This is a genomic window from Ornithinimicrobium humiphilum (assembly GCF_006716885.1).
GTDB classification, from domain to species: Bacteria; Actinomycetota; Actinomycetes; order Actinomycetales; family Dermatophilaceae; genus Ornithinicoccus; species Ornithinicoccus humiphilus.
On the sequence record NZ_VFPU01000001.1, the window covers coordinates 621,143 to 647,225 of the forward strand.

The 26,083-nt window shown below is 73.3% G+C and carries 24 protein-coding genes; 16 read left to right on the forward strand and 8 right to left on the reverse strand.

Translation table 11 applies throughout. From position 1 onward, the window contains the following. Positions 1-6: 6 nt before the first annotated feature. Both FB476_RS02835 and FB476_RS02840 read right to left on the reverse strand, forming a co-directional pair. On the reverse strand, positions 7-972 hold the full coding sequence (locus FB476_RS02835) for a DUF808 domain-containing protein (RefSeq protein WP_141817433.1): 966 nt from the start codon (positions 970-972) through the stop codon (positions 7-9). A gap of 74 nt (positions 973-1,046) precedes the next feature. Further along, positions 1,047-2,270, reverse strand: a complete 1,224-nt coding sequence (locus FB476_RS02840) for an acetyl-CoA C-acetyltransferase (protein ID WP_141817434.1) — start codon at positions 2,268-2,270, stop codon at positions 1,047-1,049. Between the two features lie 218 nt (positions 2,271-2,488). Between FB476_RS02840 and FB476_RS02845 the strand changes: the two genes are divergently transcribed. Then, the gene (locus FB476_RS02845; protein WP_202876881.1) at positions 2,489-3,109 is read left to right on the forward strand and encodes an RraA family protein; all 621 of its coding nucleotides are present in this window, start codon (positions 2,489-2,491) and stop codon (positions 3,107-3,109) included. Between the two features lie 71 nt (positions 3,110-3,180). Here FB476_RS02845 and FB476_RS02850 read toward each other — a convergent pair whose 3' ends face one another. The 3 genes from FB476_RS02850 to FB476_RS02860 are packed head-to-tail and all read right to left on the reverse strand — an operon-like array spanning position 3,181 to position 7,977. After that, positions 3,181-4,170: an NAD-dependent epimerase/dehydratase family protein gene (locus tag FB476_RS02850; RefSeq protein WP_141817435.1), complete on the reverse strand. Its 990-nt coding sequence runs from the start codon at positions 4,168-4,170 to the stop codon at positions 3,181-3,183. After that, complete coding sequence (locus tag FB476_RS02855; RefSeq protein WP_141817436.1) at positions 4,170-6,944, reverse strand: alpha/beta fold hydrolase; 2,775 nt, start codon at positions 6,942-6,944, stop codon at positions 4,170-4,172. The genes FB476_RS02850 and FB476_RS02855 overlap by 1 nt, the downstream gene beginning before the upstream one ends. A 10-nt stretch (positions 6,945-6,954) precedes the next feature. Continuing rightward, positions 6,955-7,977 (reverse strand): 3-oxoacyl-ACP synthase III, encoded by a 1,023-nt coding sequence (locus FB476_RS02860; RefSeq protein ID WP_202876882.1) that lies wholly within the window; start codon positions 7,975-7,977, stop codon positions 6,955-6,957. Between the two features lie 200 nt (positions 7,978-8,177). On the opposite strand from FB476_RS02860, the gene FB476_RS02865 reads away from it, so the two are divergent. Next, the gene (locus tag FB476_RS02865) at positions 8,178-9,071 is read left to right on the forward strand and encodes a hypothetical protein (protein ID WP_141817438.1); all 894 of its coding nucleotides are present in this window, start codon (positions 8,178-8,180) and stop codon (positions 9,069-9,071) included. Between the two features lie 85 nt (positions 9,072-9,156). On the opposite strand, the gene msrA is transcribed toward FB476_RS02865, so the two are convergent. Beyond that, positions 9,157-9,834 carry a peptide-methionine (S)-S-oxide reductase MsrA gene (gene msrA / locus FB476_RS02870; protein WP_141817439.1) on the reverse strand — a complete coding sequence of 226 codons (678 nt, stop codon included), beginning with the start codon at positions 9,832-9,834 and terminating at the stop codon, positions 9,157-9,159. Positions 9,835-9,952: 118 nt separating this feature from the next. Here msrA and FB476_RS02875 point away from each other — a divergent pair, with 118 nt between their 5' ends. The 3 genes from FB476_RS02875 (at position 9,953) to greA (ending at position 13,244) form a co-directional block, all read left to right on the forward strand. Beyond that, entirely contained in the window at positions 9,953-11,302 is a 1,350-nt protein-coding gene (locus FB476_RS02875) for a glutamate mutase L (protein ID WP_141817440.1), read from the forward strand. Positions 11,303-11,312: 10 nt separating this feature from the next. After that, on the forward strand, positions 11,313-12,545 hold the full coding sequence (ilvA, locus tag FB476_RS02880) for a threonine ammonia-lyase (protein WP_238329523.1): 1,233 nt from the start codon (positions 11,313-11,315) through the stop codon (positions 12,543-12,545). 201 nt (positions 12,546-12,746) lie between these two features. After that, a complete protein-coding gene (gene greA / locus FB476_RS02885) occupies positions 12,747-13,244 on the forward strand; it encodes a transcription elongation factor GreA (protein WP_141817441.1) in 498 nt (165 codons plus the stop codon). 66 nt (positions 13,245-13,310) lie between these two features. Here greA and FB476_RS02890 read toward each other — a convergent pair whose 3' ends face one another. After that, complete coding sequence (locus tag FB476_RS02890) at positions 13,311-13,814, reverse strand: DUF4307 domain-containing protein (protein WP_141817442.1); 504 nt, start codon at positions 13,812-13,814, stop codon at positions 13,311-13,313. 139 nt (positions 13,815-13,953) lie between these two features. On the opposite strand from FB476_RS02890, the gene mca reads away from it, so the two are divergent. Together mca and FB476_RS02900 are read left to right on the forward strand one after the other, a co-directional pair. Then, the gene (gene mca, locus FB476_RS02895; protein ID WP_141817443.1) at positions 13,954-15,015 is read left to right on the forward strand and encodes a mycothiol conjugate amidase Mca; all 1,062 of its coding nucleotides are present in this window, start codon (positions 13,954-13,956) and stop codon (positions 15,013-15,015) included. Beyond that, complete coding sequence (locus tag FB476_RS02900; protein ID WP_141817444.1) at positions 15,012-15,233, forward strand: hypothetical protein; 222 nt, start codon at positions 15,012-15,014, stop codon at positions 15,231-15,233. Before mca ends, FB476_RS02900 begins: the two co-directional genes overlap by 4 nt. Positions 15,234-15,272: 39 nt before the next feature. Here FB476_RS02900 and trhA read toward each other — a convergent pair whose 3' ends face one another. Continuing rightward, on the reverse strand, positions 15,273-15,983 hold the full coding sequence (gene trhA / locus FB476_RS02905) for a PAQR family membrane homeostasis protein TrhA (protein WP_141817445.1): 711 nt from the start codon (positions 15,981-15,983) through the stop codon (positions 15,273-15,275). Between the two features lie 115 nt (positions 15,984-16,098). On the opposite strand from trhA, the gene FB476_RS02910 reads away from it, so the two are divergent. The 9 genes from FB476_RS02910 (at position 16,099) to glmS (ending at position 26,074) form a co-directional block, all read left to right on the forward strand. Then, positions 16,099-16,863 carry an isoprenyl transferase gene (locus FB476_RS02910; RefSeq protein WP_141817446.1) on the forward strand — a complete coding sequence of 255 codons (765 nt, stop codon included), beginning with the start codon at positions 16,099-16,101 and terminating at the stop codon, positions 16,861-16,863. Between the two features lie 79 nt (positions 16,864-16,942). Continuing rightward, on the forward strand, positions 16,943-17,776 hold the full coding sequence (locus FB476_RS02915) for a transporter substrate-binding domain-containing protein (RefSeq protein ID WP_141817447.1): 834 nt from the start codon (positions 16,943-16,945) through the stop codon (positions 17,774-17,776). Between the two features lie 34 nt (positions 17,777-17,810). Then, positions 17,811-18,605, forward strand: coding sequence for an amino acid ABC transporter permease (locus tag FB476_RS02920; protein ID WP_141817448.1), 795 nt, complete (start codon positions 17,811-17,813; stop codon positions 18,603-18,605). After that, positions 18,605-19,372, forward strand: a complete 768-nt coding sequence (locus FB476_RS02925; protein ID WP_141817449.1) for an amino acid ABC transporter ATP-binding protein — start codon at positions 18,605-18,607, stop codon at positions 19,370-19,372. The genes FB476_RS02920 and FB476_RS02925 overlap by 1 nt, the downstream gene beginning before the upstream one ends. 323 nt (positions 19,373-19,695) lie before the next feature. Continuing rightward, positions 19,696-21,057: a PhoH family protein gene (locus FB476_RS02930; RefSeq protein WP_141817450.1), complete on the forward strand. Its 1,362-nt coding sequence runs from the start codon at positions 19,696-19,698 to the stop codon at positions 21,055-21,057. A 250-nt stretch (positions 21,058-21,307) separates the two neighbouring features. Further along, entirely contained in the window at positions 21,308-22,210 is a 903-nt protein-coding gene (locus tag FB476_RS02935) for an aggregation-promoting factor C-terminal-like domain-containing protein (RefSeq protein WP_141817451.1), read from the forward strand. Positions 22,211-22,340: 130 nt separating this feature from the next. Continuing rightward, positions 22,341-23,150, forward strand: coding sequence for a DUF1206 domain-containing protein (locus FB476_RS02940; RefSeq protein WP_141817452.1), 810 nt, complete (start codon positions 22,341-22,343; stop codon positions 23,148-23,150). A 53-nt stretch (positions 23,151-23,203) separates the two neighbouring features. Continuing rightward, on the forward strand, positions 23,204-24,169 hold the full coding sequence (coaA, locus tag FB476_RS02945) for a type I pantothenate kinase (RefSeq protein WP_141817453.1): 966 nt from the start codon (positions 23,204-23,206) through the stop codon (positions 24,167-24,169). 45 nt (positions 24,170-24,214) lie between these two features. Next, a complete protein-coding gene (gene glmS / locus FB476_RS02950; RefSeq protein WP_141817454.1) occupies positions 24,215-26,074 on the forward strand; it encodes a glutamine--fructose-6-phosphate transaminase (isomerizing) in 1,860 nt (619 codons plus the stop codon). Positions 26,075-26,083: the final 9 nt, after the last annotated feature.

The window sequence follows — 26,083 nt, forward strand, 5'->3', positions numbered from 1 at the left end:
CGTCCGTCAGTGCGCGGCGGCCTCGGCGTGCTCGTCCTCGTCCTTGCGGCGGGGCACGAGATTGAGGACGCCGACGATCAGCAGACCGATCACCAGGCCCAGCAGCGCCGAGAACAGGGTGTTGGTCAGCCAGCTGGCCGCGCCGGCGATCGCGGGCAGCCACCCGGCGACGACCTCCTCAGCGTGGTGCACGAAGTCGTAGATCGGGTGGAAGCCGAGCTCGTCGATCCCGACGAGCAGGATGTGGCCGCCGACCCACAGCATCGCGACGACGCCGACGGTGGAGAGCACCCACAGCACGTGCTTCATGCCCTTGACCATCCAGCGGCCGACCTTCTGGGCCGTGGGCGAGGGCTTGCCCGCCAGGTGCAGGCCCACGTCGTCCATCTTGACGATGAGCCCGACCACGCCGTAGACGAGCACCGTGATGCCGATGGCCACGAGGACGAGGATGGCCGCCCGTGCCCAGAAGGTCTCGTCGGTCACCTCGCGCAGCGAGATGACCATGATCTCGGCCGAGAGGATGAAGTCGGTGCGGATGGCGCCGGAGACCATCTTGGCCTCGTGCTCGGGGCCCATCTCGGCCGCGGGGGTGTCGTGCTTCTCGTGCCCGCCGAGCCCGACCCACTCGAGCACCTTGTGGGCGCCCTCGTAGGACAGGTAGGCGCCGCCGAGCATGAGGATCGGCGTGATGATCCACGGCAGGAACTCGCTGAGCAGCAGGATCGCCGGGAGGATGAAGAGGAGCTTGTTGCGCAGCGAGCCGACCGCGATCTTGCGGATGATCGGCAGCTCGCGCTTGGGGTCGAAGCCGGTGACGTAGCGCGGGGTGACAGCGGTGTCGTCGATGACGACGCCCGCGGCCTTGACGCTGGCACGGCCGGCGGCGGCCGCGACGTCGTCCACCGACGCCGCGGCCATCCGCGCGATGGCGGCGATGTCGTCGAGCAGGGCGGCCAGGCCAGCGGCCATCAAGAACCTTCTTCCAGCGGAGGTGGTGAGAACCGCCCCAGGTTACCGGCAGGCCGCCCGCCCGACCGGGTGGTTCAGCTCAGGCGCTCGATGACCATGGCCATGCCCTGGCCGCCGCCGACGCACATCGTCTCCAGGCCGAACTGCTTGTCGTACGTCTGCAGCGCGTTGATGAGCGTCGTGGAGATGCGGGCACCGGTGGAGCCGAAGGGGTGCCCGAGGGCGATGGCGCCGCCGTGGACGTTGAGCTTGTCGTAGTCCATGCCCAGGGCGTCGGCCGAGCCGAGCACCTGGACGGCGAAGGCCTCGTTGATCTCGTAGAGGTCCATGTCGTCGATCGTCATGCCGGCGCGGGCGAGCGCCTGCTGCGACGCCTCCACCGGACCCAGGCCCATGATCTCCGGGGACAGGGCGGACACCCCGGTGGAGACGATGCGGGCCAGCGGGGTCAGGCCGAGGTCCTTGGCCTTGATGTCGCTCATGACGACCAGGGCGGCGGCGCCGTCGTTGAGCGGGCAGCAGTTGCCCGCGGTGACGGTGCCGTTCTCGCGGAAGACCGGCTGCAGCTGCGAGACCTTCTCGAGGGTGACGCCCGCGCGGGGGCCGTCGTCCGTGGAGACGACGGTGCCGTCGGCGAGGGTGACCGGGGCGATCTCGCGCTCGAAGACGCCCGCGGCGATGGCGGCCTCGGCGCGGTTCTGCGAGGTCACGCCCCACTCGTCCTGGCGCTCGCGGGAGATGCCGAGGGAGGTGGCGACGTTCTCGGCGGTCTGGCCCATGGCGATGTAGATGTCGGGCAGCGCGCCCTCGGCCCGCGGGTCGGTCCAGGTGCGGTTGGTGCGGGCGGTCTCCTCGGTGCGCGCCATGGCGTCGGCGAAGCGCGGGTTCTTGACCTCGGCGTCACCGCCGCCGGCCCCGGCGAAGCGCGGGTAGCGCGAGACGCACTCGACGCCGGCGCTGACGAAGATGTCGCCCTCGCCGGCCTTGATCGCGTGGAAGGCCTGGCGGGTGGTCTGCACCGAGGAGGCGCAGAAGCGGTTGACCGTGGACCCCGGCACGCCGTCGAGACCCAGCAGGATGTTGACGACGCGGGCCATGTTGAAGCCGTGCTCGGCGGACGGCTCGGCGCACCCCAGGTAGAGGTCGTCGATCGTGGTCGGGTCGAGCGCCGGCACCTGCTCGAGGGCGGCACGGACGACGTGCGCGGCCAGGTCGTCCGGGCGGACGGTGGTCAGCGAGCCCTTGAATGCGCGACCGATCGGGGTGCGGGCGGCGGCGACGATGACGGCCTCGGCCATGGGTTCCTCCTAGACGACGCGGGTATGCCGGAAGTCTAGGCCGGTGCGCCGGGTGCCCCGACGGCGAGGGGCCGGGGGCAGGCACGACGGGAGGGACCGGGGGCGGCAGGACGGGGAGGGGCGGGGCGGCGCAGGAAGGGGTTGCCGCACGGCCGGTCGGGGGGTTGACTCGGTGGGGTCGGTGGAGTCGTGAGGGTCCAGGCACGGAGGTGTGCGACGTGGAGCACGAGGACTGGCGCGCCCGCGCCCGAGCCGTCGGCTGCGCGCCGCTCGTCGACGCCATGGGGCGCCACCACTCGCACCGCGCCCACCTGCCGGCGCTCGCCAGCCCCGCGCCCGACCGGGTCCTGCTGGGCCCGGCGGTCACCATCCACTACTTGCCGACCCGCGACGACGGGCCCCGGCGGGACTTCGGCGAGGTCTTCGCCGAGGCGGTCCGGGACGCACCGGAGGGCGCGGTGCTCGTCCTCGACAGCGGCGGCCACCCCGAGGTCTCGCACGCCGGGGGCGTCAAGCTCACCCGGGTGGCCGCCCACGGGCTGGCCGGGGTGCTGGCCGACGGCCTGCTGCGCGACTTCGACGAGCTCGCCGGGCACGGCTTCGCGACGTGGTGCCGCGGCGAGGCGGTGCGCTGGGGCGGTGACAGCGTGATGCCGGTCGCGGCCGGAGTCGCGGTCGAGGTCGCAGGCGTCACGGTGCGGCCGGGCGACGTCGTCTACGTCGACCGCACCGGCGGGGTCGTGATCCCCGCCGACAGCCTGGAGACGGTGCTGGCCGAGGCCGAGTCGGTGGTGGCCGACGACGAGCGCTACGCGGCCGAGCTGCGCGGCGAAGGCTGAGCACGCGGACCTCGGTCCTGGCTGCCCGTCGACGACGCGCGCCGGGCCTCCACCCCTGGGTGGGGACCGCCCTAGACCTGCCCCGTCGCCGCCAGCCGGGCCAGACCCTCGTCGATGCTCACCCGGGGCGTCCAGCCGAGCACCTCGCGGGTGCGCCGCTGGTCGAACCAGTGCGCCGTGCTCAGCTGCTCGGCGAGGAAGCGGGTGAGCGGCGGCTGGGTGATGGGCCGCACGCCGGGCAGCCGCTCGGAGAGCGCGACGGCCCCCTCCACGGCGGCGCCGAGTGCCACCGCCACCGGCGACGGCACGTGCAGCCGGGGACCGGGGACGCCGAGGGCACGGCAGATCTCGGCGACCAGCTCGCCGACGGGCCGCGGCTCGCCGTTGGTGACGACGAAGGCCTCGCCGTGCGCCCGGTCGACGTGCTCCAGGGCCGCGACCACGCCCTCGGCGGCGTTGTCGACGTAGGTGGTGTCGATGAGCGCGGTCCCGGGGCCGACGAGCGCCAGTCGCCCCTGCCGGGCGCGCTCGGCGATGCGGCCGACCAGCTGGGTGTCGCCGGGACCCCACACGAGGTGCGGTCGCACGGCGGTCACCGCCAGGTCGGGCGAGTCGGCGAGGAGGGCGAAGAGCTCGGCGGCGGCCTTGGTGCGGGCGTAGGAGCCGCGGGCCCGCATCGGGCTCGCCGGCCCGGCGCCCTCGCCCGCCAGCGAGGAGCCCGTGTGGGCCACGGAGGGGGAGGAGACCTGGACCATCCGGCCGCCCTGCGCCCGCATCGCCTCGACGACGTGGCGGGTGCCCCGCACGTTGACGTCGACGAAGTCCATCCACCGGCCGACCACGTCGACCTTGGCCGCCAGGTGCACGACCGCGTCCTGCCCGGCCACGGCCCGGGTGACGGCGTCCTCGTCGCGCACGTCGCCCAGCACCTCGCGGTGCCGCCCGCCGGCGCTGCGCCGCTGCATGACGGTGACGTCCCAGCCGCGCTCGGCGAGCAGGTCGGCAACGGCGCCGCCGAGCATGCCGCTGGCACCGGTCACGAGCACCCTGTCTCCGGCCATCAGCGGCTCCTCGTCCTCGGCGCGCGGTCGCGGACCAGGTCCGCGACCCGTTCGCGCAGCGTCCTGCCGTGCAGCACGCCCGCGGCCCAGGCCGAGAGCGCGGAGCGGTCGACCTTGCTGGCGTGCCGCACGTCGACCGGCAGCCAGTCGCGGACCAGCACGGCCGCCACGGGGACCCCGGCGGTCTCGCGCACGGCCCGGGCGAGGTCGCCGTCGGCGAGGCGTCCGGGCCCGGCGGGGGCGCCGGTGACCCGGGCGGCGATCCCGACGCGGTCGGAGGGGACGACGACGGCCACCAGCTGCTGGGTGCCGACCGGACCGACCCCGACGAGCGCGACGTCGGCGACGCCGCCGAGCGACCGCAGCCGCTGCTCCACGGGATAGGGCGTGACGGGCCCGTCGGGCGTGGTGAGGACGTGGGCGAGCCGGCCCTCGACCCACAGGCGTCCACGGGCGTCGAGATGACCGACGTCGCCGGTGCGGTGCCAGCCCGCCGGACGGTCGCTGGCGCGCTGGTTCGTCCACAGCCGGTCGTAGCGGTTCTTGACGTGCGGGCCGCGCACGACGATCTCGCCGACCACCCCTGGCGTGGTGACCAGCTCCTCGGCGGGTATGCCGTGCTCGTCCAGCGGGGCGATCCCCAGCTCGGTCCGCGCGACGGGGGCCCCGACGCAGACGCCGGCCTCGTCCCGGTCGGCGGCACCGGCCGCGCCGAGCGCCTCGTCGGCCGCCACGACGGGGTCGAGGGTGGCGACGGGCAGCACCTCCGTCATGCCGTAGGGGGTGTGGGTCGCCGCCGCCGGCAGCAGCTCGCGGACCTGCCGCAGCAGCTCGACGGGCACCGGGGCCCCGGCCGAGAGCACGAGCCGGGGCCGGGCCAGGACGGCCCGGTCGTGGTCGCCGGCCTCCGCCGCGGTGGTGACGACGTTGCGGAGCGCGGCGGGCGCGGCGAAGACGACGGTCGCGTCCACCGCCGCCACAGCCTCGGCGAGGCCCCGGGCGGTGAGCGTGTGCGGGGCGGTGACGTCCATGTCGGGCACGACGCCGGTCAGCCCCAGCGCCGGGCCGTAGAGCGCGAACGGCGCGAAGGCCGCGACGAGCCGCTCGCCCGGGGCGAGACCGAAGGTGTCGCGCAGCAGCGCCACCTGGGCGCCCAGACCGTCCCGGGTGTAGACGACGCCCTTGGGCGGCCCGGTCGCGCCGGAGGTGAAGAGGACGGCGCCGTCGGCGTCGCCGCGCAGCGCCGAGGGGTCGGGCAGCTCGGTGGAGGTGGCGGCCCCCTGGCGGGCCAGCCCGTCGAGCTCCTCGCCGCCGGGCTCGATCCGCAGCCGCGAGCCGGGCACGCGGGTGAGGTCGGCCAGCCGCAGCGCCCTGCCGATGCCGACGACGTGGGCGGGGCCGGCCGAGCGCAGGGCGGTGCCGAGCCGCGCCAGGCCCAGCCCGGCGTCGGCCACGACGACCACGGCACCGAGCCGCCAGACTGCGTAGACGAGGGTGGTCAGCTCGACGCCGGGCGGGACGAGGAGCGCCACCCGGTCACCGGGACGCACGCCCCGGGCGAGCAGCCCGCGGGCGACGTCGGTCGCCAGCCGGTCCAGCTCGCCGAAGGTCACCGAGCGGCGGCCGCCGCGCAGCTCGACCACGGCGGGGGCGTCGAGGTCACGGGTGTCGACCCGGATCGCCACCCGCGGCACGTCGTCGGGAGGAAGGTCTCCGCCGTCGGCGACGTCGTCCGCACCGGCAGCGGCGCCATGAACCTCCCCGGCCGGCGTTCGCTCCGACAGCCAGCGCCAGACGACCCCGACCCCCTCGGGCCGGTCCTCGAGCACCAGGTGCGAGGCGCCGGCGTAGCGCTGGACGTCGGCGTGCGGCAGCCGCGTCAGCAGGTCGTCGAGGTAGCGCTCGCCGAAGACCGGGTCGCGCGGGCCCCAGACCAGCAGGGCCGGCACCTCGGCCAGGGCGGTCAGGCCCTCGGCCACGGCGTCGAGCGCCGCCCGGCTCGGGTGGTCCGTCTCGAAGGGGATGTCTGCGACGAAGTCGGCCACGGCCGCCCGGCGGCCCGGCGTGCCGTAGGGCGCGGCGAAGGCGTCCCGCACCTCCCGGGGCAGCGGCGGCAACGACAGCGCGGTCGTGGCGCGCACGAAGGCGGGCGTGCGACGGCATACCTGCGCCAGGAGACCGGGGGAGCGGGCGAGCCGGATCGCGGCCGGGGGCGCGAACTCGGCCGGCTGGTGCACGGCGGTGTTGGTCAGCACGACCCCGACGAGCGACTCGACGTGGCGCAGCGCCCACCCGAGGGAGATCGGGCCGCCCCAGTCGTGGGCGAGCACCGCGACCGGGCCGTCGAGCACGCCGAGCACCTCGGTGAGGCGGTCGAGGTCCTCGATGCGCTGGGGCAGGGACCGCGGCTCGGCGGTGCGCTCCGACCACCCCATCCCGAGCTGGTCGACGGCGACGACGCGCCAGCCGGCGGGTGCCGAGGCGACGACGCGACGCCACAGGTAGGACCAGGTCGGGTTGCCGTGGACGCACACCAGGGTCGCGACCGGCTCCTCGCCGCGCTCCCGGAGCAGCGGCCCGGTGTCGAGCACGTGCCAGTGGCGCGGCGTGCCCTCGGCGTCGGGGGCGACGACGACCTGCGACCAGGCCCGGTCGAGCCCCGGCAGGTCTCGACGCGGCAGACCCGGCGGGTCGGTCACCGCCCGCCCGGCCGGTCCGTGGATCCGCTGGGCGAGCGGTCCGTCGGTGCTGCGGGGGTGCGCGGTCGGGCCCACGGAGCTCACCTCACCAGGTGAGCTCGAGGCAGCTCATGTTGAGCCCCGAGCCGACCCCCATCATGAGCACCCGGTCGCCGGGACGGAGCGAGTCCGCCTCCTTGGCGAGGGTGATGGCCACGGCCGCGGGGCCGACGTTGCCCAGGGTCGGGAAGGTCAGCGGGATGCGGCTCTGGTCGATCCCCAGGGCCTCTGCGGTCTTCGCGGTGTGCACGCTGGAGACCTGGTGCACGACGTAACGGTCCATGTCGTCCCAGGAGAACTCGCCGCGGGCCTCCTCCCAGAGCTCGCGCGCCAGCTGCACGCCGGCGGTGAGCAGGCCCTGGGAGTCGGTGCGCATCTCGGTGAAGTCGCCGACGCACAGGTCGTGGTGCTCGGTCGCCGCCCGGCTCACGCCGCCGACGACGCGGTGGCCCTCCGGGTGCTCGCTCGCCCGGCCCAGCACCATCGCGGCGGCGCCGGAGCCCAGGGTGAGGGTGGCGAACTGGTCGAGGAGGTCGCGCGCGGTGGTCTCCTCGCCGACCAGCCGGGCCAGCGTGTTCTCCTGCGGCTCCCGGGAGCCCTCGCCGTCGACGACCAGGGCGTAGTCGATCTGGCCGGCGTCGATCATCGTGGCGGCGAGCTGCATACCGTTGACGAAGCCCAGGCAGGCGTTGGTGAGGTCGAAGTTGAGGCAGGAGGAGGGCAGGCCCAGCCGGGCGTGCACGTCGACCGCGATCGAGGGCTCCAGGTGGCTGCGGCTCACCGAGGTGTTGACGAGCAGCCCGACGCGGGAGGGGTCGATGCTCGCCTGCTCCAGCGCGAGCCGGGCGGCCTCGGCGGTGCCGTCGACGAAGTGCTGGTCCTCGCGCCACCAGCGGCGCTCCCGGATGCCGGCCAGGGCCGCCAGCATGCCGGGCCGCAGCCCGTTGCGACGGTAGGAGTCGGCCAGGACCTCGTCGAAGTCGTCGGAGGTCTTCACCACGGGTGCGTCGACCGCCGTGACGGAGAGCACGGCGGTGTCGTGGTGCCGGAAGGTGGCGTTGCCGTTCAAGAGTGTTCTTCCTCGTTCCTGCTGGGGGGGACGAAGATCCATTCGACCACGCGCCGTTCCCGCGCGAGAAACGAGTCGGACCGTGCGCCCGCGGGGGCCGGTGGCGGGCCCGTGGGCCCAGCCGTCGGGGCGGACGGTGTGTCACGATGGACGACAGGTATCGGTCGCGCTCCGGGCACGACCACCCCGGGGAAAGGACGATGACCGAGATGACCACGATGCGCACCCGTTGGACCGCCCTGCTGAGCGCAGGCGCGCTGTCCCTGACCCTCGCTGCGTGCGGCGGCGACGACGCCGCCGAGGGCGAGCCCACGACGTCGGAGGCCGTGACCTCCGAGGACGGTGCCGCGACCGCGGACGCGGGCGCCGAGGAGACCAGCGAGGCCACGAGCTCCGACGCGGACCCGGCCGAGGGCGAGGACGTCGACATCCAGGAGTTCCTGGCGATGCTCAAGTCGCCGGGCGAGGAGAAGCTGTCGTCCTACACGATGACGATGACCATCAACATGGGCGGCCAGGCCATGGAGATGGAGGGCGCCGTCGACCTCACCGGCGACCAGGCCGCCCTCGACATGGACATGACCATGCCCGGCATGGGCGCGGTGTCGATGATCATGGCCGAGGGCCGGGTCTTCATGTCGATGCCCGGGGTCACCGAGGACGGCAAGTACCTCGAGGTGCCGCCGGAGCAGCTCGGGGACGTCTCCACGCAGCTCGATGAGGTCGACATCACCTCGACGTGGGACGCCTGGGAGGCCGGCGCCAAGAGCGTCACCTTCCTCGGCGAGGAGGACGTCGACGGCCAGGACATGCGGCGCTACGAGGTCACGGTCGACACCCAGGCCGCGCTCGACGCGGGCGGGCAGACCGGCGACGACGCCGACACCGCCTCGGCGATGCTCGGCGACGAGATCACCTACGACGTCTGGCTCGACGGCGACAACCTCATGCGCAAGGTCGCCTTCGAGATGGAGGGCGTCGTGACGGAGATGTTCGCGAACAACTACGGCGAGGCGCAGGGCATCGCCGTGCCGTCCGAGGACCAGATCCAGCAGGGTGCTCCGGGGATGGGCGAGGAGACCTCCGACTCCTGATCCTCACGAGGACCGACGAGGGCCCCGGCACCGCAGCAGCGGTCCGGGGCCCTCTCGTCGTCCCTGGGGGCCGGAGGCCCGAGGATCAGGCCGGCGGCAGCACGTCCGACTGGGCGGGCAGCTGGTCCTGGCGGACCAGGCCGACCGGGCAGGTGTAGCCGTTGGGGCCGTGGTTGCAGTAGCCGCCGGGGTTCTTGTGGAGGTACTGCTGGTGGTAGTCCTCGGCGTAGTAGAACGGCCCGGCGTCCTCGGCGCTGCGCAGCTCGGTCACGACCGGGCCGTGGCCGTCGGCCATGATCAGCTTCTCGAAGGCGTCGCGGGTCGCCCGGGCGGCGGCCTCCTGCCCGGGCGTCGTCCAGTAGATCGCCGAGCGGTACTGCGTGCCGATGTCGTTGCCCTGCCGGTTGAGCGTCGTCGGGTCGTGGTTCTCCCAGAACGCCTTGAGCAGCAGCTCGGGTGTGGTGCGCGCGGGGTCGTAGGCGACGAGTACCGCCTCGGCGTGCCCGGTGCGGCCGGTGCACGTCTCCTCGTAGGTCGGGTTGGGCGTCTGCCCGCCCATGTAGCCCGCGGCGGTGGTCACGACGCCCGGGAGCTGCCAGAAGATGCGCTCGGCGCCCCAGAAGCAGCCCATCGCCACGTAGAGGACCTCGGTGCCCTCGGGCCACGGTCCGTGCAGGGAGGTGCCCAGGACCTCGTGCCTCTCGGGGATGCCGGGCAGCGGGGTGGGGCGGCCCGGGAGGAAGTCGGAGGAGGGAGTCTGCATACCCTCCAGTGTCCCACGCGGGCGCCGGACCGCCCGGTGACCCGCGACCCTCCCCGGGGTACCTTCCCCTCATGCCTGACCTCTCTGCCCGACCGGGTCCGCGGGCGGTGCCGCGACCGTGACCTTCCTGCTCGTCGACGTGGGGTCGACGTTCACCAAGGGCGCCCTGCTGGGCACCGACGGACAGCTCCTCGCCCGGGCGGCCGCGCCGACCACGGTCGGCCCCGGGCGCGACGTGCTCGACGGCCTGCTCGAGGTATGCCGTGCGCTGGGGGAGGGCGGCCGCGTGCCGGACCCCCTCGACGAGGCGCAGCGCGACCGCGTGCTCGTCTGCTCGAGCGCGGGCGGTGGGCTGCGGCTGGCGGTGGTCGGCTACGAGCGGGCGGTGACGGCCGAGGCGGGCCACCGCGTGGGGCTCTCCGCGGGGGCCAAGGTCGTGCACGTCGCGGCCGGACGCCTGACCACGGCCGGCGTCGCCGAGCTGCGGGCCGCCCGACCCGACGTGATCCTGCTCGTCGGCGGCACCGACGGGGGCAACGCCGAGGTGCTCCTGGCCAACGCCCGCCGTCTGGCCACCTCCCGCGTCGGGGCGCCCGTCGTCGTCGCGGGCAACGTCGAGGCACGTGACGACGTCGCGGCCGAGCTGGCCCGGACGAACCGGCGGGTCACCCTCGCCGACAACGTGCTGCCGCGCATCGGGGTCGTGCACCCGGGGCCGGCGCGCCGGGCCATCCGGGAGGTCTTCCTCGAGCACGTCATCGGGGGCAAGGGCCTGTCGAAGGGCCCCCGCTTCGGCCGGCTGGTGCGGGCCGCCACGCCCGACGCCGTGCTCTCCGGCGTCGAGGTGCTCGCCGAGGTGCTCGACGGCGACGTCATGGTCGTCGACGTGGGAGGCGCCACCACCGACGTCTACTCGGTGCTCACGCCCCAGGGCGAGGACGCCTCCCTGCGCAAGCACGTCGTCGCGACCCTGTGGCACGCCCGCACCGTCGAGGGCGACCTGGGCATGCGGTGGGGAGCCCCGGGCGTCCTCGAGGCTGCTGCTGCCGAGGCCCTGCCGGGCGCCGACGACCCCGCGCTGGCCGCCTGGGTGGGGCGGGTGCACACCGACCCCGCGACGCTGCCCGCGGCGCCGGAGGAGCAGGCGCTCGACCTGCGGCTGGCCACGATGGCCGCGACCGTCGCCGCCCGCCGGCACGGCCGGCCCGCCGCTCCCGGCGAGGCCCCGCGCCCGCTCAAGGACGTCCGGCTGCTGCTGGGCTCCGGGGGCGTCCTGCGCCACACCGCGCCGAAGGACTCCGCGGCCGTGCTCGGAGCGGTGCTGGCCGACCACGGCGGCGGGTGGCGGCCGCCGGACGGGGCGGCGACCGCCGTGGACACGGCATACCTGCTCTTCGCCGCGGGCCTGCTCGCCCGCGAGCACCCCGTCCTGGCGCGGGCCGTGGCCGAGCAGGTCGCCGTCAACTAGGGTGCTGGCCGTGGCCGACCCCGTGAGCTCCGTGACCCTGGACGACGTCCTCGCCGCCCGCGAGATCCTCGAGGGCGTCCTGACGCCGACCCCGATGGAGTTCAGCCAGGCGCTGACCGACCGCACGGGCCTGCCGGTCCACCTCAAGTGCGAGAACCTCCAGCGTGCCGGCTCCTTCAAGATGCGCGGCGCCTACACGCGGATGTCGCGCCTGACCGAGGACGAGAAGCGTCGCGGCGTCGTCGCCGCCAGCGCCGGCAACCACGCCCAGGGCGTCGCGCTCGCCGCCCGGCTCCTCGGCATCGAGGCCACCGTCTACATGCCCAACGGCGCCTCGATGCCCAAGCTGGCCGCGACGCGCGGCTACGGCGCCACGGTGATCCAGATGGGCACCACCCTCGACGAGTGCATCGAGGAGGCCCGCCGCCACGAGGAGCGGGAGGGCTCGGTCTTCATCCCGCCCTTCGACCACCCCGACATCGTCGCCGGCCAGGGCACCTGCGGGCTGGAGATCCTCGAGCAGGTGCCCGACGTGCGCACCATCGTCGTGGCCACCGGCGGGGGCGGGCTGCTCGCCGGCATCGCCACCGCCGTCAAGGCGATCAAGCCCGACGTGCGGATCGTCGGCGTCCAGGCCGAGCAGGCGGCCGCCTGGCCCGGGTCCCTGGCCGCGGGCCACCCCGTGCCGGTGGCGCGGATGAGCACGATGGCCGACGGCATCGCCGTCGGCCGCCCGGGCGACGTGCCCTTCGAGGTGGTCTCCCGCTCCGTGGACGCCATGGAGCTGGTCAGCGAGACCGCGATCGCGCGGGCCGTGCTCTACCTGGCCGAGCGCGCCAAGCTGGTCGTCGAGCCCGCTGGCGCGACCGCGACCGCCCACCTCATGGAGCTGGGCCAGGAGTCGGCGTCGCACTACGAGGGCCCGGTCGTCGCGGTGCTCTCCGGCGGCAACATCGACCCGCTCCTCCTGCTGCGGATCATCCGGCAGGGTCTGACCGCGGCGGGGCGCTACCTCCAGCTGCGCGTGCGGGTCCCCGACCAGCCCGGCAACCTCGCCGGGGTGCTGACGATGCTCGCCGAGATGCAGTGCAACGTGCTCGAGGTGCAGCACCACCGTCGGGTGGCCAACCTCGCGGTGGGGGAGGTCGCCATCTCGCTCACCCTGGAGACCCGCGGCCACGAGCACTCGGCCGAGGTCATGGCGGCGCTGACCGAGCGTGGCTACACCGTCGAGCCGGCCTGATCGGACCGCTGGCGCCGGTCGTCGGCGCGGTCCGGCCCGCCGTCGGCCCGTCCCGCCCTCGGCGAACGTTCTCGACTCGCGGGACAAAGCCGTCTACAGTTGAAGGTCAACCACGGTCCGGGCGAAAGGTGCCCGGACCTTGCGTTTGGTGGGAGCCAGCAGGGCCGGCCCTCCGGCGCACGGAGACGAGGAGACACGAACGTGACCGACATCGCCAAGGACCAGAGCTACCTGACTCAGGAGGCCTACGACCGCCTGAAGGCCGAGCTGGCCCAGCTGACCGGCGAGGGCCGCACGGAGATCTCGCGACGCATCGAGGCGGCCCGCGAGGAGGGTGACCTCAAGGAGAACGGCGGCTACCACGCCGCCAAGGAGGAGCAGGGCAAGATGGAGGCCCGCATCCGCCAGCTCCAGCACCTGCTGCAGAACGCCATCGTGGGCACCGCCCCCGCCGACGACGGTGTCGTCGAGCCGGGCATGGTCGTGACCGTGGAGATGTTCGGCGAGACCGAGACCTTCCTGCTCGGCTCCCGCGAGATCATCGGCGGCGAGGACGACCTGACCGTCTACAGCGAGAAGTCCCCGATGGGCAGCGCCCTCATGGGGGCGACCCGCGGCCAGACCGTGACCTACACCGCGCCCAACGGCAAGGAGGTCGAGGTCAAGATCGTCGACGCCAAGCCCTACTCGGCGTCCTGACCCGACCCGCACCAGCGTCCACGGGGCGTCGTCCGGCAGCAGCCGGGCGGCGCCCCGTCCGCATCCTCAGGAGTCGTGGCGCGGGCCGTCCTCGGTGTACCAGCACTCCTCCACGTAGCCGGTGATCGCCGGCGAGGCGGTGCGCACGCTCTCGACGTGGCGGGTGGGCGACTCCGCCGCCGCCGGGGGCACCGTGACCTCGGTCCGGCCCACGACGGCGTGGGAGACGTCCTGCGCCTCCAGGCGGCAGGTCACCTCCCGCGCGGGGTCGCGCCGCAGGTCGAAGCGGACGTCGACCTGCGTGCCGGAGACGATCTGGTGGCCGGTGTCGACCCAGTGCACCCTGCCGAGGGTGGCCGAGAGCCCGAACCAGACGGCGGTCGCGGTCATGAGCAGCACCGCCACCGTCCCGATCACCCACCAGCGGCGGCGGGTCCGGGCGTCCAGGCGCCGGGGCCCGCGGCGGGCCTCGACCGCCTCCTCCTCGGCGTCCCAGTCGACGACGGGCTCGTCGGCCCGCCCACCGGCGGGAGGGCGCTGGCTGGCGTCGGGCGGGGGCGCTGCGGTCACGGTCGGTCCGTCCTGGAGCGGGTGAGAGGATAGGTGCTGGTTCGTCGTGCGCCGGCAGGTCCGCGGCGCACCACCATTGTCCGCCACGACCTCGGACGCCGGGCACCAGCCCGCCCGTCCGCACGAAGGAGCCGCCGCGATGACGACGCCGGACCGAGCAGGCCTGCGCCTGATGGCCGTGCACGCCCATCCCGACGACGAGTCCTCCAAGGGGGCGGCCACCACCGCGCGCTACGTCTCCGAGGGCGTGTCGGTGCGCGTGGTCTCCTGCACCGGTGGGGAGCGCGGCGACATCCTCAACGAGCGCCTCAAGGGCGACGAGGAGATCCTGCGCGACCTGCCCCGCGTGCGCCGCGAGGAGATGGCCCGCGCCGCCGAGATCCTCGGCATCAGCCACACCTGGCTGGGGTTCGTCGACTCGGGCCTGCCCGAGGGTGACCCGCTGCCGCCGCTGCCGGAGGGCTGCTTCGCCCTTGAGCCGCTCGAGCGCACGACCGAGGCCCTGGTCCGCGTGATCCGCGAGTTCCGCCCGCACGTCGTCACGACCTACGACGAGAACGGCGGCTACCCCCACCCCGACCACATCCAGACCCACGTGGTGACGATGTCGGCCTGGCGCGCGGCGGGCGACCCCGAGGCCTTCCCCGGGGCGGGGGAGCCCTGGCAGCCGCTCAAGCTCTACTACAACGGCTGGTCGGCCGAGCGCACCGAGCGCCTGCACGAGGCGATGCTCGAGGCGGGGCTGGAGTCGCCCTACGCCGACTGGATCGCCAACCTGCGCCGCCGACCCCGGCGGCAGATCTTCACCCACGTCCACTGCGCCGACTGGTTCGAGGTCCGCGACCGGGCGCTGCTGGCCCACGCGACCCAGGTCGACCCGGACGGGCAGTGGTTCGCCGTGCCGCTGGAGCTGCAGAAGAAGGTGTGGCCCACCGAGGACTACGAGCTCGCGCGCTCGATCGTCCCGGTGGAGCTGCCCGAGGACGACCTCTTCGCCGGCATCGTCGAGCTGGACGACCCCGACGAGCTCTGCCGTCGGGCGCCCGAGCGCGACGGCGACGGCGAGCCCGTCGTCGCCTACGTCGGGCCGCCGGCCCTGCCGCCGCTGGAGCCGGGCCTGGAGCCGCGCTCGACCGCCCCGCAGGACGGCGACGCCGACGCACGCGACGAGATGCGCGAGGAAGAGGGGCACCACGAGTGAACACCACGAGCGTGGCGGTGACGGCCGGGATGGGCGGGTTCCTCGTCCTCTTCGGCCTGATGCTCGCCGTCTGGTTCCTGGGTCGCGACATGACCCGGCGGCTGCGCCGGATGCGGCTCGTCGAGGAGCGACGCCTGCGCGAGAGCGAGGAGCAGCAGGCCCGCACGCCCGGTGCCGCGCAGGACGACCCGCAGGACGGGCCCGACCCCCTCGGCTGAGCTCCCGCCCGGCCGGGTGGGCCCGGGGCGCTCGGCCGGTCAGCTGGCCCGGGCGGACAGCATCGCGAGCAGCGCGGCGGTCCAGTGCGCGCCGAAGGCGAGCACCGTGAACGAGTGGAAGACCTCGTGGAAGCCGAACCACCTCGGCGATGGGTCCGGTCGCTTCAGGGCGTAGACCACGGCGCCCAGCGTGTAGAGCAGGCCGCCGGCGGCGATGAGGCCCACGACGACCGGTCCGCCCGCGCGCCAGAACGGCACGAGGTAGAAGACGGCGACCCAGCCGAGCGCCAGGTAGACGAAGGTGTAGAGCCAGCGCGGGGCCCCGTGCCAGAACACCCGGAAGACCACCCCGGCGAGCGCCCCCGCCCAGACGACCAGGAGCAGCGTGCGCCGCTGGCCGCCCTCGAGCAGCAGCACCGAGAAGGGCGTGTAGGTGCCGGCGATGATGAGGAAGATGTTGGCGTGGTCCCACCGCTTGAGGACCGCGGTGGTGCGCGGCGACCAGGTGCCGCGGTGGTAGACCGCCGAGGTGCCGAAGAGCAGGACGCCGGTGGTGCCGAACACCAGCGCCGCGACCCGCTCGGCGGTGCCGGGGGCCAGGGCGGCGAGGACAGCGGCGGCCGCGATCGCCAGCGGGATCATCCCCAGGTGCAGCCAGCCGCGCAGGTGCGGCTTGACCTGCTCGACGATGGTGTCGACGACCCCGCCCTCCTCGGTGGTGCGGTGCGTGTGGTTCCCTTCGTGCGGCATACCCCGGAGAATAACCTACGGAACCGTAGGTTACGGAGGCGTAGGTAGCGCCGGGGGTGCCGACGCCTCGCGTCGTCCCCGGTTTCTCCCAGCGCCGGCCGGTAGGTTTCCTCCCATGCAGACACCGCGGGACCTGGTCTACAAGGCGTACACCTCGTCCCTGCGCCGGCAGCTCCCGTCCGACCAGCTGCCGCGGCACATCGGCGTGATGCTCGACGGCAACCGCCGGTGGGCGCGCGAGCGGGGGGCCGCGTCGGCCGAGGGGCACCGCGCGGGTGCCGACAACATCGCCCCCTTCCTCGGCTGGTGCGAGGAGGCGGGCGTGGAGGTGGTCACGCTGTGGCTGCTCTCCACCGACAACCTCAACCGTCCGGCCGACGAGCTCGAGCCCCTGCTGGAGATCATCGGCCGCGTGGTCACCGACCTCGCCGACTGCCAGCGCTGGCGGATGCACGTGGTCGGCGCGCTCGACCTGCTCCCGGAGGGCACGGCCGACGCCCTGCGTGCGGCCGCCGAGCGCACGACCGGTGTCGACGGGATGGTCGTCAACGTCGCGATCGGCTACGGCGGTCGTCGCGAGATCGCCGACGCGGTGCGCTCGCTGCTGCGCGAGGCGGCGGCGAAGGGGCAGACCCTCGAGGAGCTCGCCGGCTCGGTGACGGTCGAGGACATCGCCGAGCACCTCTACACCAAGGGCCAGCCCGATCCCGACCTGGTGATCCGCACCTCGGGGGAGCAACGCCTGGGCGGCTTCCTGCTCTGGCAGAGCGCCCACAGCGAGTTCTACTTCTGCGAGGCCTACTGGCCCGACTTCCGCAAGGTGGACTTCCTCCGGGCGCTGCGCTCCTACGCCGAGCGCGAGCGGCGCTTCGGCACCTGAGGGCCTGCCCGCGCCCGCAGCCTCGACCACGCCCGGGGGCCTGCCCCCGCCCTGACCGGGGCAGTTATACGCTGCGGGGATGAACATTCGATCCCTGTATGCGGCGACGGCCGCCGCCGGCCTCGTGCTGACCCTGGCCGCCTGTGGTTCCGACGACTCCAACGGCTCCGGCGACGGCGACGCCTCCGGCCTGGACCTCGTCACCGACGGCACCCTGACGGTCTGCTCCGACGTCCCCTACGCCCCCTTCGAGGACTTCGACGAGTCCTCCCCGAGCGGCTTCACGGGCTTCGACATCGACATCGTGCAGGCGATCGCCGACGGCCTCGAGCTCGACCTCGTCGTCAAGGACTCCTCCTTCGACGGTCTGCAGTCCGGCCTGGCCCTCAACGCCGGCGACTGCGACCTCGCGGCCTCCGCGATGACCATCACCGAGGAGCGCAAGGCCAACCTCGCCTTCAGCGAGGGCTACTACGACTCGCTCCAGTCCCTCCTCGTCCCGGCCGACAGCGGCATCGCCTCCATCGCCGACCTCGAGGGCAAGCGCGTGGGCGTCCAGCAGGGCACCACCGGTGAGGCCTACGCCAACGAGAACGTCTCCGGCGCCGAGATCGTCAGCTTCCCCAGCGACGCCGAGCTCTACCAGGCCCTCCAGGCCGGCCAGGTCGACGCCCTCCTGCAGGACCTGCCGGTCAACCTCACCCACACCACCGACGGTCGCTACACCATCGTCGAGGAGTACGACACCGACGAGACCTACGGCCTGGCGATGAAGAAGGACAACACCGCCCTGGTCGAGGCCGTCAACGAGCAGCTGGCCGCCCTGCGCGACAGCGGCGAGTACGACGAGCTCTACGACACCTACTTCTCGGAGGAGGCTGCGCAGGACGCGGCCGAGTCCAGCGACGGCTGAGCCGGCAGGAACGGGCTAGGGCGGAGGCGGTGACATGACCCGGAGTGCTCGCGCGCGCCTGACCACAGTCGTGCTCTACGTGGTGTTCGCGGCGATCGTCGCCGCCTTCGCCCTCGTCGCCGACTGGGAGGCGATCTCCCGCAACTTCTTCCTCGCGGAGGGCTTCAGCGGCAACTGGCAGGCGATGGTCTTCACGGGCGTGAAGAACACGATCCTCTACACGATCATCTCCTTTACCGGCGGCTTCGTGCTCGCCGTGATCCTCGTGCTCATGCGGCTGGCGCCGATCGCCCCCTTCCGGTGGCTGTCGCTGGCCTACATCGAGCTGTTCCGGGGACTGCCGGCGCTGGTCGTCATCCTCTTCATGGCGCTCGGCGTGCCGATCGCCTTCGGGTGGCGGCCGCCGGGCGGCACCATCGGGGCCGGCCTCGTCGCGCTCATGATGGTCGCCGGCGCCTACATGGCCGAGACCCTCCGGGCCGGCATCGAGGCGGTGCCGAAGGGCCAGACCGAGGCGGCGCGCTCCCTGGGCATGGGCGGGGGCTGGACGATGGCCTCCATCGTCATGCCCCAGGCGCTGCGCATCGTGGTGCCGCCGCTGACCAACGAGCTGGTGATCCTGCTCAAGGACACCTCGCTGCTCTTCGTGGTCGGTCTGGCCACGAGCCAGAAGGAGCTGACGACCCTGTCCCGCGACTTCATGAGCAGCGGGCCGTCCGCGGGCACCGCGACCTCGCTGACCCTCGCGGCGCTGCTCTACCTGGCCATCACCCTGCCGCTGACGCGGCTGGTGGCCTGGATGGAGAGCAAGCAGAAGAGGAGCCGGTGATGAGCAGCGTGCACCCCGAGCAGCGGATCGACCCCACGGCCCCGGCCATCGAGATCCGCCAGCTGCACAAGAGCTTCGGCGACAACGAGGTGCTCAAGGGCATCGACTTCACGGTCGACAAGGGCCAGGTCGTCTGCGTCATCGGCCCCTCGGGCTCGGGCAAGTCGACGCTGCTGCGCTGCGTCAACCGGCTCGAGGAGCCGACGTCCGGCCAGATCCTCGTCGAGGGCATCGACATCACCGACCCGGACACCGAGCTCGACCAGGTCCGGTCGCGGATCGGCATGGTCTTCCAGCAGTTCAACCTGTTCCCGCACATGACGGTGCTGCGCAACCTCACGATCGCCCAGCAGCGCGTGAAGAAGCGCGGCAGGGCCGAGGCGGAGCGGATCGCCCGGGAGAACCTCGACAAGGTCGGCCTCGCGGACAAGATCGCCGCCTACCCGGCGCACCTGTCCGGCGGCCAGCAGCAGCGCGTGGCGATCGCCCGCGCGCTGTCGATGGACCCCGACATGATGCTCTTCGACGAGCCCACGTCGGCGCTCGACCCCGAGCTGGTCGGCGACGTCCTCGACGTCATGAAGCGGCTGGCCGCGGCCGGCATGACGATGATGGTCGTCACCCACGAGATGGGCTTCGCCCGCGAGGTGGGCGACAAGCTCGTCTTCATGGACGGTGGCGTCATCGTCGAGGAGGGCGACCCGGTCAAGGTGCTCTCCGACCCGCAGCACTCGCGCACCCAGAGCTTCCTCTCCAAGGTCCTCTGAGCGCGGTCGCCCCGCCCGGTGACCGGCCCTCGGTCACCGGGCGGAGCCGTGTGCGGGGGTGGGCGGGTCGTGCCGGTGGGCGGGTGCGCCGAGTTATGCCGACACGCCGGGGTGCGTGCATCCCCCCGTGTGGTGCACGTCATACCGTCGGAGACAGGTCCCGGGCACCCCGTCCGGGGTCGCGGGAGGCCCACCACATGGAGCGACGACTGCTCGAGGCGGAGGGCCGGCACCGGCACTGCGCCACCGTCGCGCGGGCCCGGTCCCGGTCCAGCCACCGACGGGACGCGTAGCGCCCACGCGCGCGTCAGCAGGGAGTCGCCATGACCATCGCCCACCGCTCCTTCCTCGACCTCGACGCGCAGCCCCCGGTGGACGGTGTCCCCGACGCCGGCGTGAAGACCTACGTCCTCGACACGAGCGTGCTGCTCTCGGACCCGTGGGCCCTGCTGCGCTTCGCCGAGCACGAGGTGGTGCTCCCGGTGGTCGTCATCACCGAGCTGGAGGGCAAGCGGCACCACCCCGAGCTGGGCTACTTCGCCCGGCAGGCGCTGCGGATGCTCGACGACCTGCGGGTCGAGCACGGCACCCTGAGCGAGCCGATCCCCGTCGGGCGGCGGGGCGGCTCCCTGCACGTCGAGCTCAACCACTCCGACCCGGGCGCGCTGCCGGCCGGATTCCGCCTGGGGGACAACGACACCCGCATCCTCGCCGTCGCCGCCAACCTCGCGGCGGAGGGTCGCGACGTCACGGTCGTGAGCAAGGACCTGCCGATGAGGGTCAAGGCCTCCGCGGTCGGCATCGACGCGCAGGAGTACCGCGCCGAGCTGGCGATGGACAGCGGCTGGACGGGCATGGCCGAGCTCGAGGTCGACGACGCCGACATGTCCGAGCTCTACGAGCGCGGATGGCTCCAGCACGCCGCGGCGAAGGAGCTGCCGGTCCACACCGGTCTGACGGTCCTCGGCCCCTCGGGCAGCGCCCTGGCCCGCGTCGCCCCCGACCGCTCGGTGCGCCTCGTGCGCGGCGACCGGGACGCCTTCGGCCTGCACGGCCGCTCGGCCGAGCAGCGCATCGCCCTCGACCTGCTGCTCGACCCCGACGTGGGCATCGTCAGCCTCGGCGGCCGCGCCGGCACCGGCAAGAGCGCCCTGGCGCTGTGCGCCGGCCTGGAGGCGGTCCTGGAGCGGCGCCAGCACCGCAAGGTCATCGTCTTCCGCCCGCTCTACGCGGTCGGCGGCCAGGAGCTGGGCTACCTGCCCGGCACCGAGAACGACAAGATGGGGCCCTGGGCGCAGGCCGTCTTCGACACCCTGGGGGCCGTCGTCTCCAAGGAGGTCGTCGAGGAGGTCCTCGACCGCGACCTGCTCGAGGTGCTGCCGCTGACCCACATCCGGGGCCGGAGCCTGCACGACGCCTTCGTCATCGTCGACGAGGCCCAGTCGCTGGAGCGCAACGTGCTGCTCACCGTGCTCTCCCGTATCGGCCAGAGCTCGCGCGTCGTGCTCACCCACGACGTGGCCCAGCGCGACAACCTGCGCGTCGGTCGGCACGACGGCGTCGCGGCCGTCATCGAGACGCTCAAGGGGCACCCGCTCTTCGCGCACGTCACGCTGACGCGCAGCGAGCGCAGCCCGATCGCGGCGCTGGTCACCGAGCTGCTGGAGGGCCCGGGACACCTCTGAGGAGCGTGCGACGTGTGACTGCTGTGACTCGAGTCGACAGTTGATGGCGAAAGTTACCCGTGGGTTGTGACCTTCGCCACAAACTACCCCCCTGGGTTTGCCTTTCGCAGATCTGGCAGGCACCTTGGAAAGGCCCAGATCACGAAATGGTAACGCCGCCTGTCCCGCCGGGATCCCGTGTCGAGGTGCTCTCGCACCTCTCCCAACCCGGAGGCGGTGGGACCCTCTTCGACCGATAGGTAGTCCCCCCATGTCCCTTGCCCCTGAGCAGCAGCGCGCCTCCGGGCGCCACCGCCTCCGTCGCCTCGGCGGTCCCGCCGGCGTCGTGACCGCGACGATCGCCGCGGGATCGGTGGCCCTGGCCGCCTACGCCTCCACCGGCGGCACCGGTGCCCCGTCCGAGGCCAGCGCCTCCGTCGGCCAGACCGACCCGCAGCTGGCCGCCGACGCCGTCGCCCCCGTCAACCCCGAGACCGGCGCCACCGCCGCCTCCGCCTTCGCCGAGGCGAAGGCCCTGCGTGCCGAGCAGGGCGCCGCGGCGCTCGGCCTGAGCACCAGCCTGACCTCGACCGGTGTCGACGCCGTCCGCGAGGCCGCCGACGCGATCAGCGCGGAGAAGGCCGCCGAGCGCCGGGCCGCCGCCGAGAAGGCCGCAGCGGAGAAGGCCGCCGCCGAGCAGGCCGCCGCCGAGAAGGCCGCCGCCGAGCAGGCCGAGCGTGAGGCCGCCGAGCGGGCCGCCGCCGAGGAGGCCGCCTCCCGCAGCGCGGCCCGCCAGGCCGCTCCCGCGCAGCAGTCCGCGCCGGCCCAGCAGCCGGCACCGGCGCCCGCCCCGGCGCCGGCCCCCGTCGCCTCCGGTGACTCCCGTTCCATCGCCCGGTCGATGCTTGCCAGCTACGGCTGGGGCGACGACCAGTTCGGCTGCCTCGACGCCCTCTGGCAGCGCGAGTCCGGCTGGAGCCACACCGCGACGAACCCGTCGTCGGGCGCCTACGGCATCCCGCAGTCCCTGCCGGCCAGCAAGATGGCCAGCGCGGGCGCCGACTGGCAGACCAACCCGGCCACCCAGATCCGTTGGGGCCTGGGCTACATCTCCGGTCGCTACGGCAGCCCCTGCAACGCCTGGGCGCACTCCCAGTCCGTCGGCTGGTACTGAGCCCACCGCATACCCCTGCACCGCGAGCGCGGTCCGTCCCTGCTGGACGGGCCGCGCTCGCGGCGTTCCTGCGCTCCCCGGCCGTCGGCTTCGGGGCGCCCCGGGGCCGGATCGGCCCTAGGGTGTGGCCGTGAGTGCAGGCAACGTGGCCCGTGAGGGCGCCCAGACCGCCCGGAAGATCAGCCGCAACCCGTGGGTGGAGCGTCTCGCCCGGGCGGGCTATGCCGCCAGCGGCCTGATCCACGTCGTCATCGGCGTGATCGCGGCGCGGGTTGCCCTGGGGGGCTCGGGGGGCGACAGCGCCGACCAGAGCGGCGCGCTGGAGTCGCTGCGCTCCGCCCCGGCCGGCCCGCTGCTGCTCTGGCTGTGCGTCGCGGGCTTCGCCGGCCTGGCGCTCTGGCGGCTCCTCAACGCCATCGTGGGCGTGGAGGAGCTCAAGGACCGGGCGACCGAGGGCACCCAGGCGGTCGTCTACGCCGTGCTGGGCGTCACCGCGCTCTCGTTCGCGCGCGGCGGCGGCTCGGACGGCGAGGAGAGCACCCAGGACCTCACGGCCACCCTGCTGGGCGCACCCTTCGGTCGGATGCTCGTGCTGCTGGTCGGTGCCACCGTCGTCGTCGTGGGCGGCTACCACGTCTACAAGGGACTGTCCGAGAAGTTCCTCGAGGACCTGCAGCTGCCGGGCGGCCGGACCGGCCAGGTCGTGCGGTGGGCCGGGCGTCTCGGCTATCCCGCCAAGGGGATCGCCCTGGTCATCGTCGGCCTGCTCTTCGCCTACGCCGGGGCGACGGCCGACCCCGACAAGGCCGGCGGCCTCGACAGCGCGCTCAAGACCCTCGTCGACCAGCCCTTCGGTCCCGTCCTGCTGGGCGTCATCGCGGTCGGCCTGGTGCTCTACGGCGTCTACTCCTTCGGCCGCGCCCGCTACGGGAAGCTGTGACCTGGGGGCACCGGCCGTCGGGAAGCGCGGGTGTCCCTGTCACAATGCAGCCCATGGGTTCGCAGGCCAATGGTGCCGTCATCCCCTCCCCGTACGTCGAGCTCGACCGCGCGGACTGGGCGCGGTTGCGGGAGGAGCACCCGATGCACCTCGACGCCGCGGACGTCGAGCGGCTCCGGGGTCTCGGTGAACCCCTGGACATGGCCGAGGTCGAGCAGGTCTACCTCCCGATCAGCCGACTGCTCTCCTTCTACGAGGAGGCCACCGGCGCCCTGCACCAGGTGACCAGCGACTTCCTGCTCGAGCGGCAGCCCGAGCGGACCCCCTTCGTCATCGGGGTGGCCGGCTCGGTCGCCGTGGGCAAGTCCACGACCGCCCGCATCCTCGCCGAGCTCATCCGGCGCTGGCCCAGCAGCCCCGAGGTCTCCCTCGTCACCACCGACGGCTTCCTGCACCCCAACGTGGTGCTGCGCGAGCGCGGGCTCATGGAGCGCAAGGGCTTCCCGGAGTCCTACGACCGGCGGGCGCTGCTGCGCTTCGTCTCCGAGGTGAAGGCCGGCCGTGCCGAGGTCCGGGCTCCCGTCTACAGCCACCTCGTCTACGACATCGTCCCCGACGAGGAGATCGTGGTGCGCCAGCCCGACGTGCTCATCGTCGAGGGGCTCAACGTCCTCCAGCCGCCGCGGCCCCACCCCAACGGCCGCGGCCCGGGCCTGGCGGTGAGCGACTTCTTCGACTTCTCGGTCTACGTCGACGCGCACGTCTGCAACATCAAGAAGTGGTACATCGAGCGCTTCCTCCGGCTGCGGGAGACGGCCTTCGCCGACCCCCACTCCCACTTCCACCGCTACGCCTCCCTCAGCGACGACGAGGCGGTCCTGACCGCCTCGGACATCTGGGACTCGATCAACGAGCCCAACCTGATCAACAACATCCTGCCGACCCGCAGCCGCGCCACGCTGGTGCTCCTCAAGGGGGCCGACCACAGCGTCGATCGGGTCCGGCTGCGCCGTCTCTGACGGCGGGGACGGGTCCGGCCCGCCCTAGGACGTACCCTGTGTCCCATGTGTGGAATCGTCGGATATGTCGGCCCCCGGGCCAGCGAGAAGGCCCTGGACGTCGTCATGGAGGGGCTCGGCCGCCTCGAGTACCGCGGCTACGACTCCGCCGGGGTGGCAGTCGTGGCAGGGGACCGGGTGGACACCCGCAAGCGCGCGGGCAAGCTGGGCAACCTGCGCTCGGCCATCACCGACGCGCCGCTGCCCGAGACCGCGACCGCCATCGGGCACACCCGGTGGGCCACGCACGGCGGTCCGACGGACGAGAACGCCCACCCGCACCGGGGCGGCCGTGACGGCAAGCTCGCCCTGGTCCACAACGGCATCATCGAGAACTTCCACTCGCTGCGGTCGCGCCTCGCGGCCGAGGGTGTGGAGTTCACCTCCGAGACCGACACCGAGGTCGTCGCGCACCTGCTGAGCGCCGCCTTCGACCGCACCGGCGACCTGACCACCGCGATGCGCGAGACCGTCGCCGAGTTGCACGGCGCCTTCACGCTGCTCGCCGTGCACGCCGACCAGCCGGACACCGTCGTCGGTGCCCGCCGCAACTCCCCGCTCGTGGTCGGCCTGGGCGAGGGCGAGAACTTCCTCGGCTCCGACGTCGCCGCCTTCATCGGCCACACCCGCCACGCCCTCGAACTGGGTCAGGACCAGATCGTCACGATCACCCCCGACTCCTACACCGTCGTCAACTTCGACGGCACCCCCTCCGACGGCAAGGCCTACGAGGTCACCTGGGACGCCGCCGAGGCCGAGAAGGGCGGCTACGCCACCTTCATGGAGAAGGAGATCAACGACCAGCCCCACGCGGTCGCCGACACCCTGCTGGGCCGCACCGACTCCGAGGGCCGGCTGGCCCTGGACGAGCTGCACATCTCCGAGGACGAGCTGCGCGCCGTCACCAAGATCGTCATCGTCGCCTGCGGCACCGCCGCCTACGCCGGGATGGTCGCCAAGTACGCCATCGAGCACTGGACCCGCATCCCCGTCGAGGTCGAGCTCGCCCACGAGTTCCGCTACCGCGACCCGGTGATCGACGAGCACACGCTCGTGGTCTCGATCTCGCAGTCCGGCGAGACGATGGACACCCTGATGGCCGTGCGCCACGCCAAGGAGCTCGGCGCCCGCACCGTCTCCATCTGCAACACCCACGGCTCGACGATCCCGCGCGAGTCCGACGCGGTGCTCTACACCCACGCCGGCCCCGAGATCGCCGTCGCCTCCACCAAGGCCTTCCTCGCGCAGATCACCGCCAGCTACATCCTGGGCCTCTACCTGGCCTCGCTGCGCGGCACCGCCTACGGCGAGGACGCGGCGCAGGTCATGGCCGAGCTCGCGACCGTCCCGGGCAAGATCGAGGAGCTGCTGACCCGCATGGACCGGGTCAAGGAGATCGCCTACTACATGGCCGACTCCCGCTCCGTGCTCTTCCTCGGCCGCCACGTCGGCTATCCCGTCGCCATGGAGGGTGCGCTCAAGCTCAAGGAGCTCGCCTACATCCACGCCGAGGGCTTCGCCGCGGGCGAGCTCAAGCACGGCCCGATCGCGCTCATCGAGCCCGGGCAGCCGGTCTTCGTCATCGTCCCCTCGCCGGGCGTGGAGCACGGCCTGCACGACAAGGTGGTCTCCAACATCCAGGAGATCCGCGCCCGTGGTGCCCGCACGCTGGTCATCGCCGAGGAGGGGGACGAGGACGTCGTCCCGTTCGCCGACGAGGTCATCCGCGTGCCGCACACCTCCCCGCTGCTCGCGCCCCTCCTGACGGTCGTGCCGCTGCAGGTCTTCGCGCTGCACCTGTCGACCGCCAAGGGCCTCGACGTCGACCAGCCCCGCAACCTGGCCAAGTCGGTCACGGTCGAGTAGCCGGCCGGC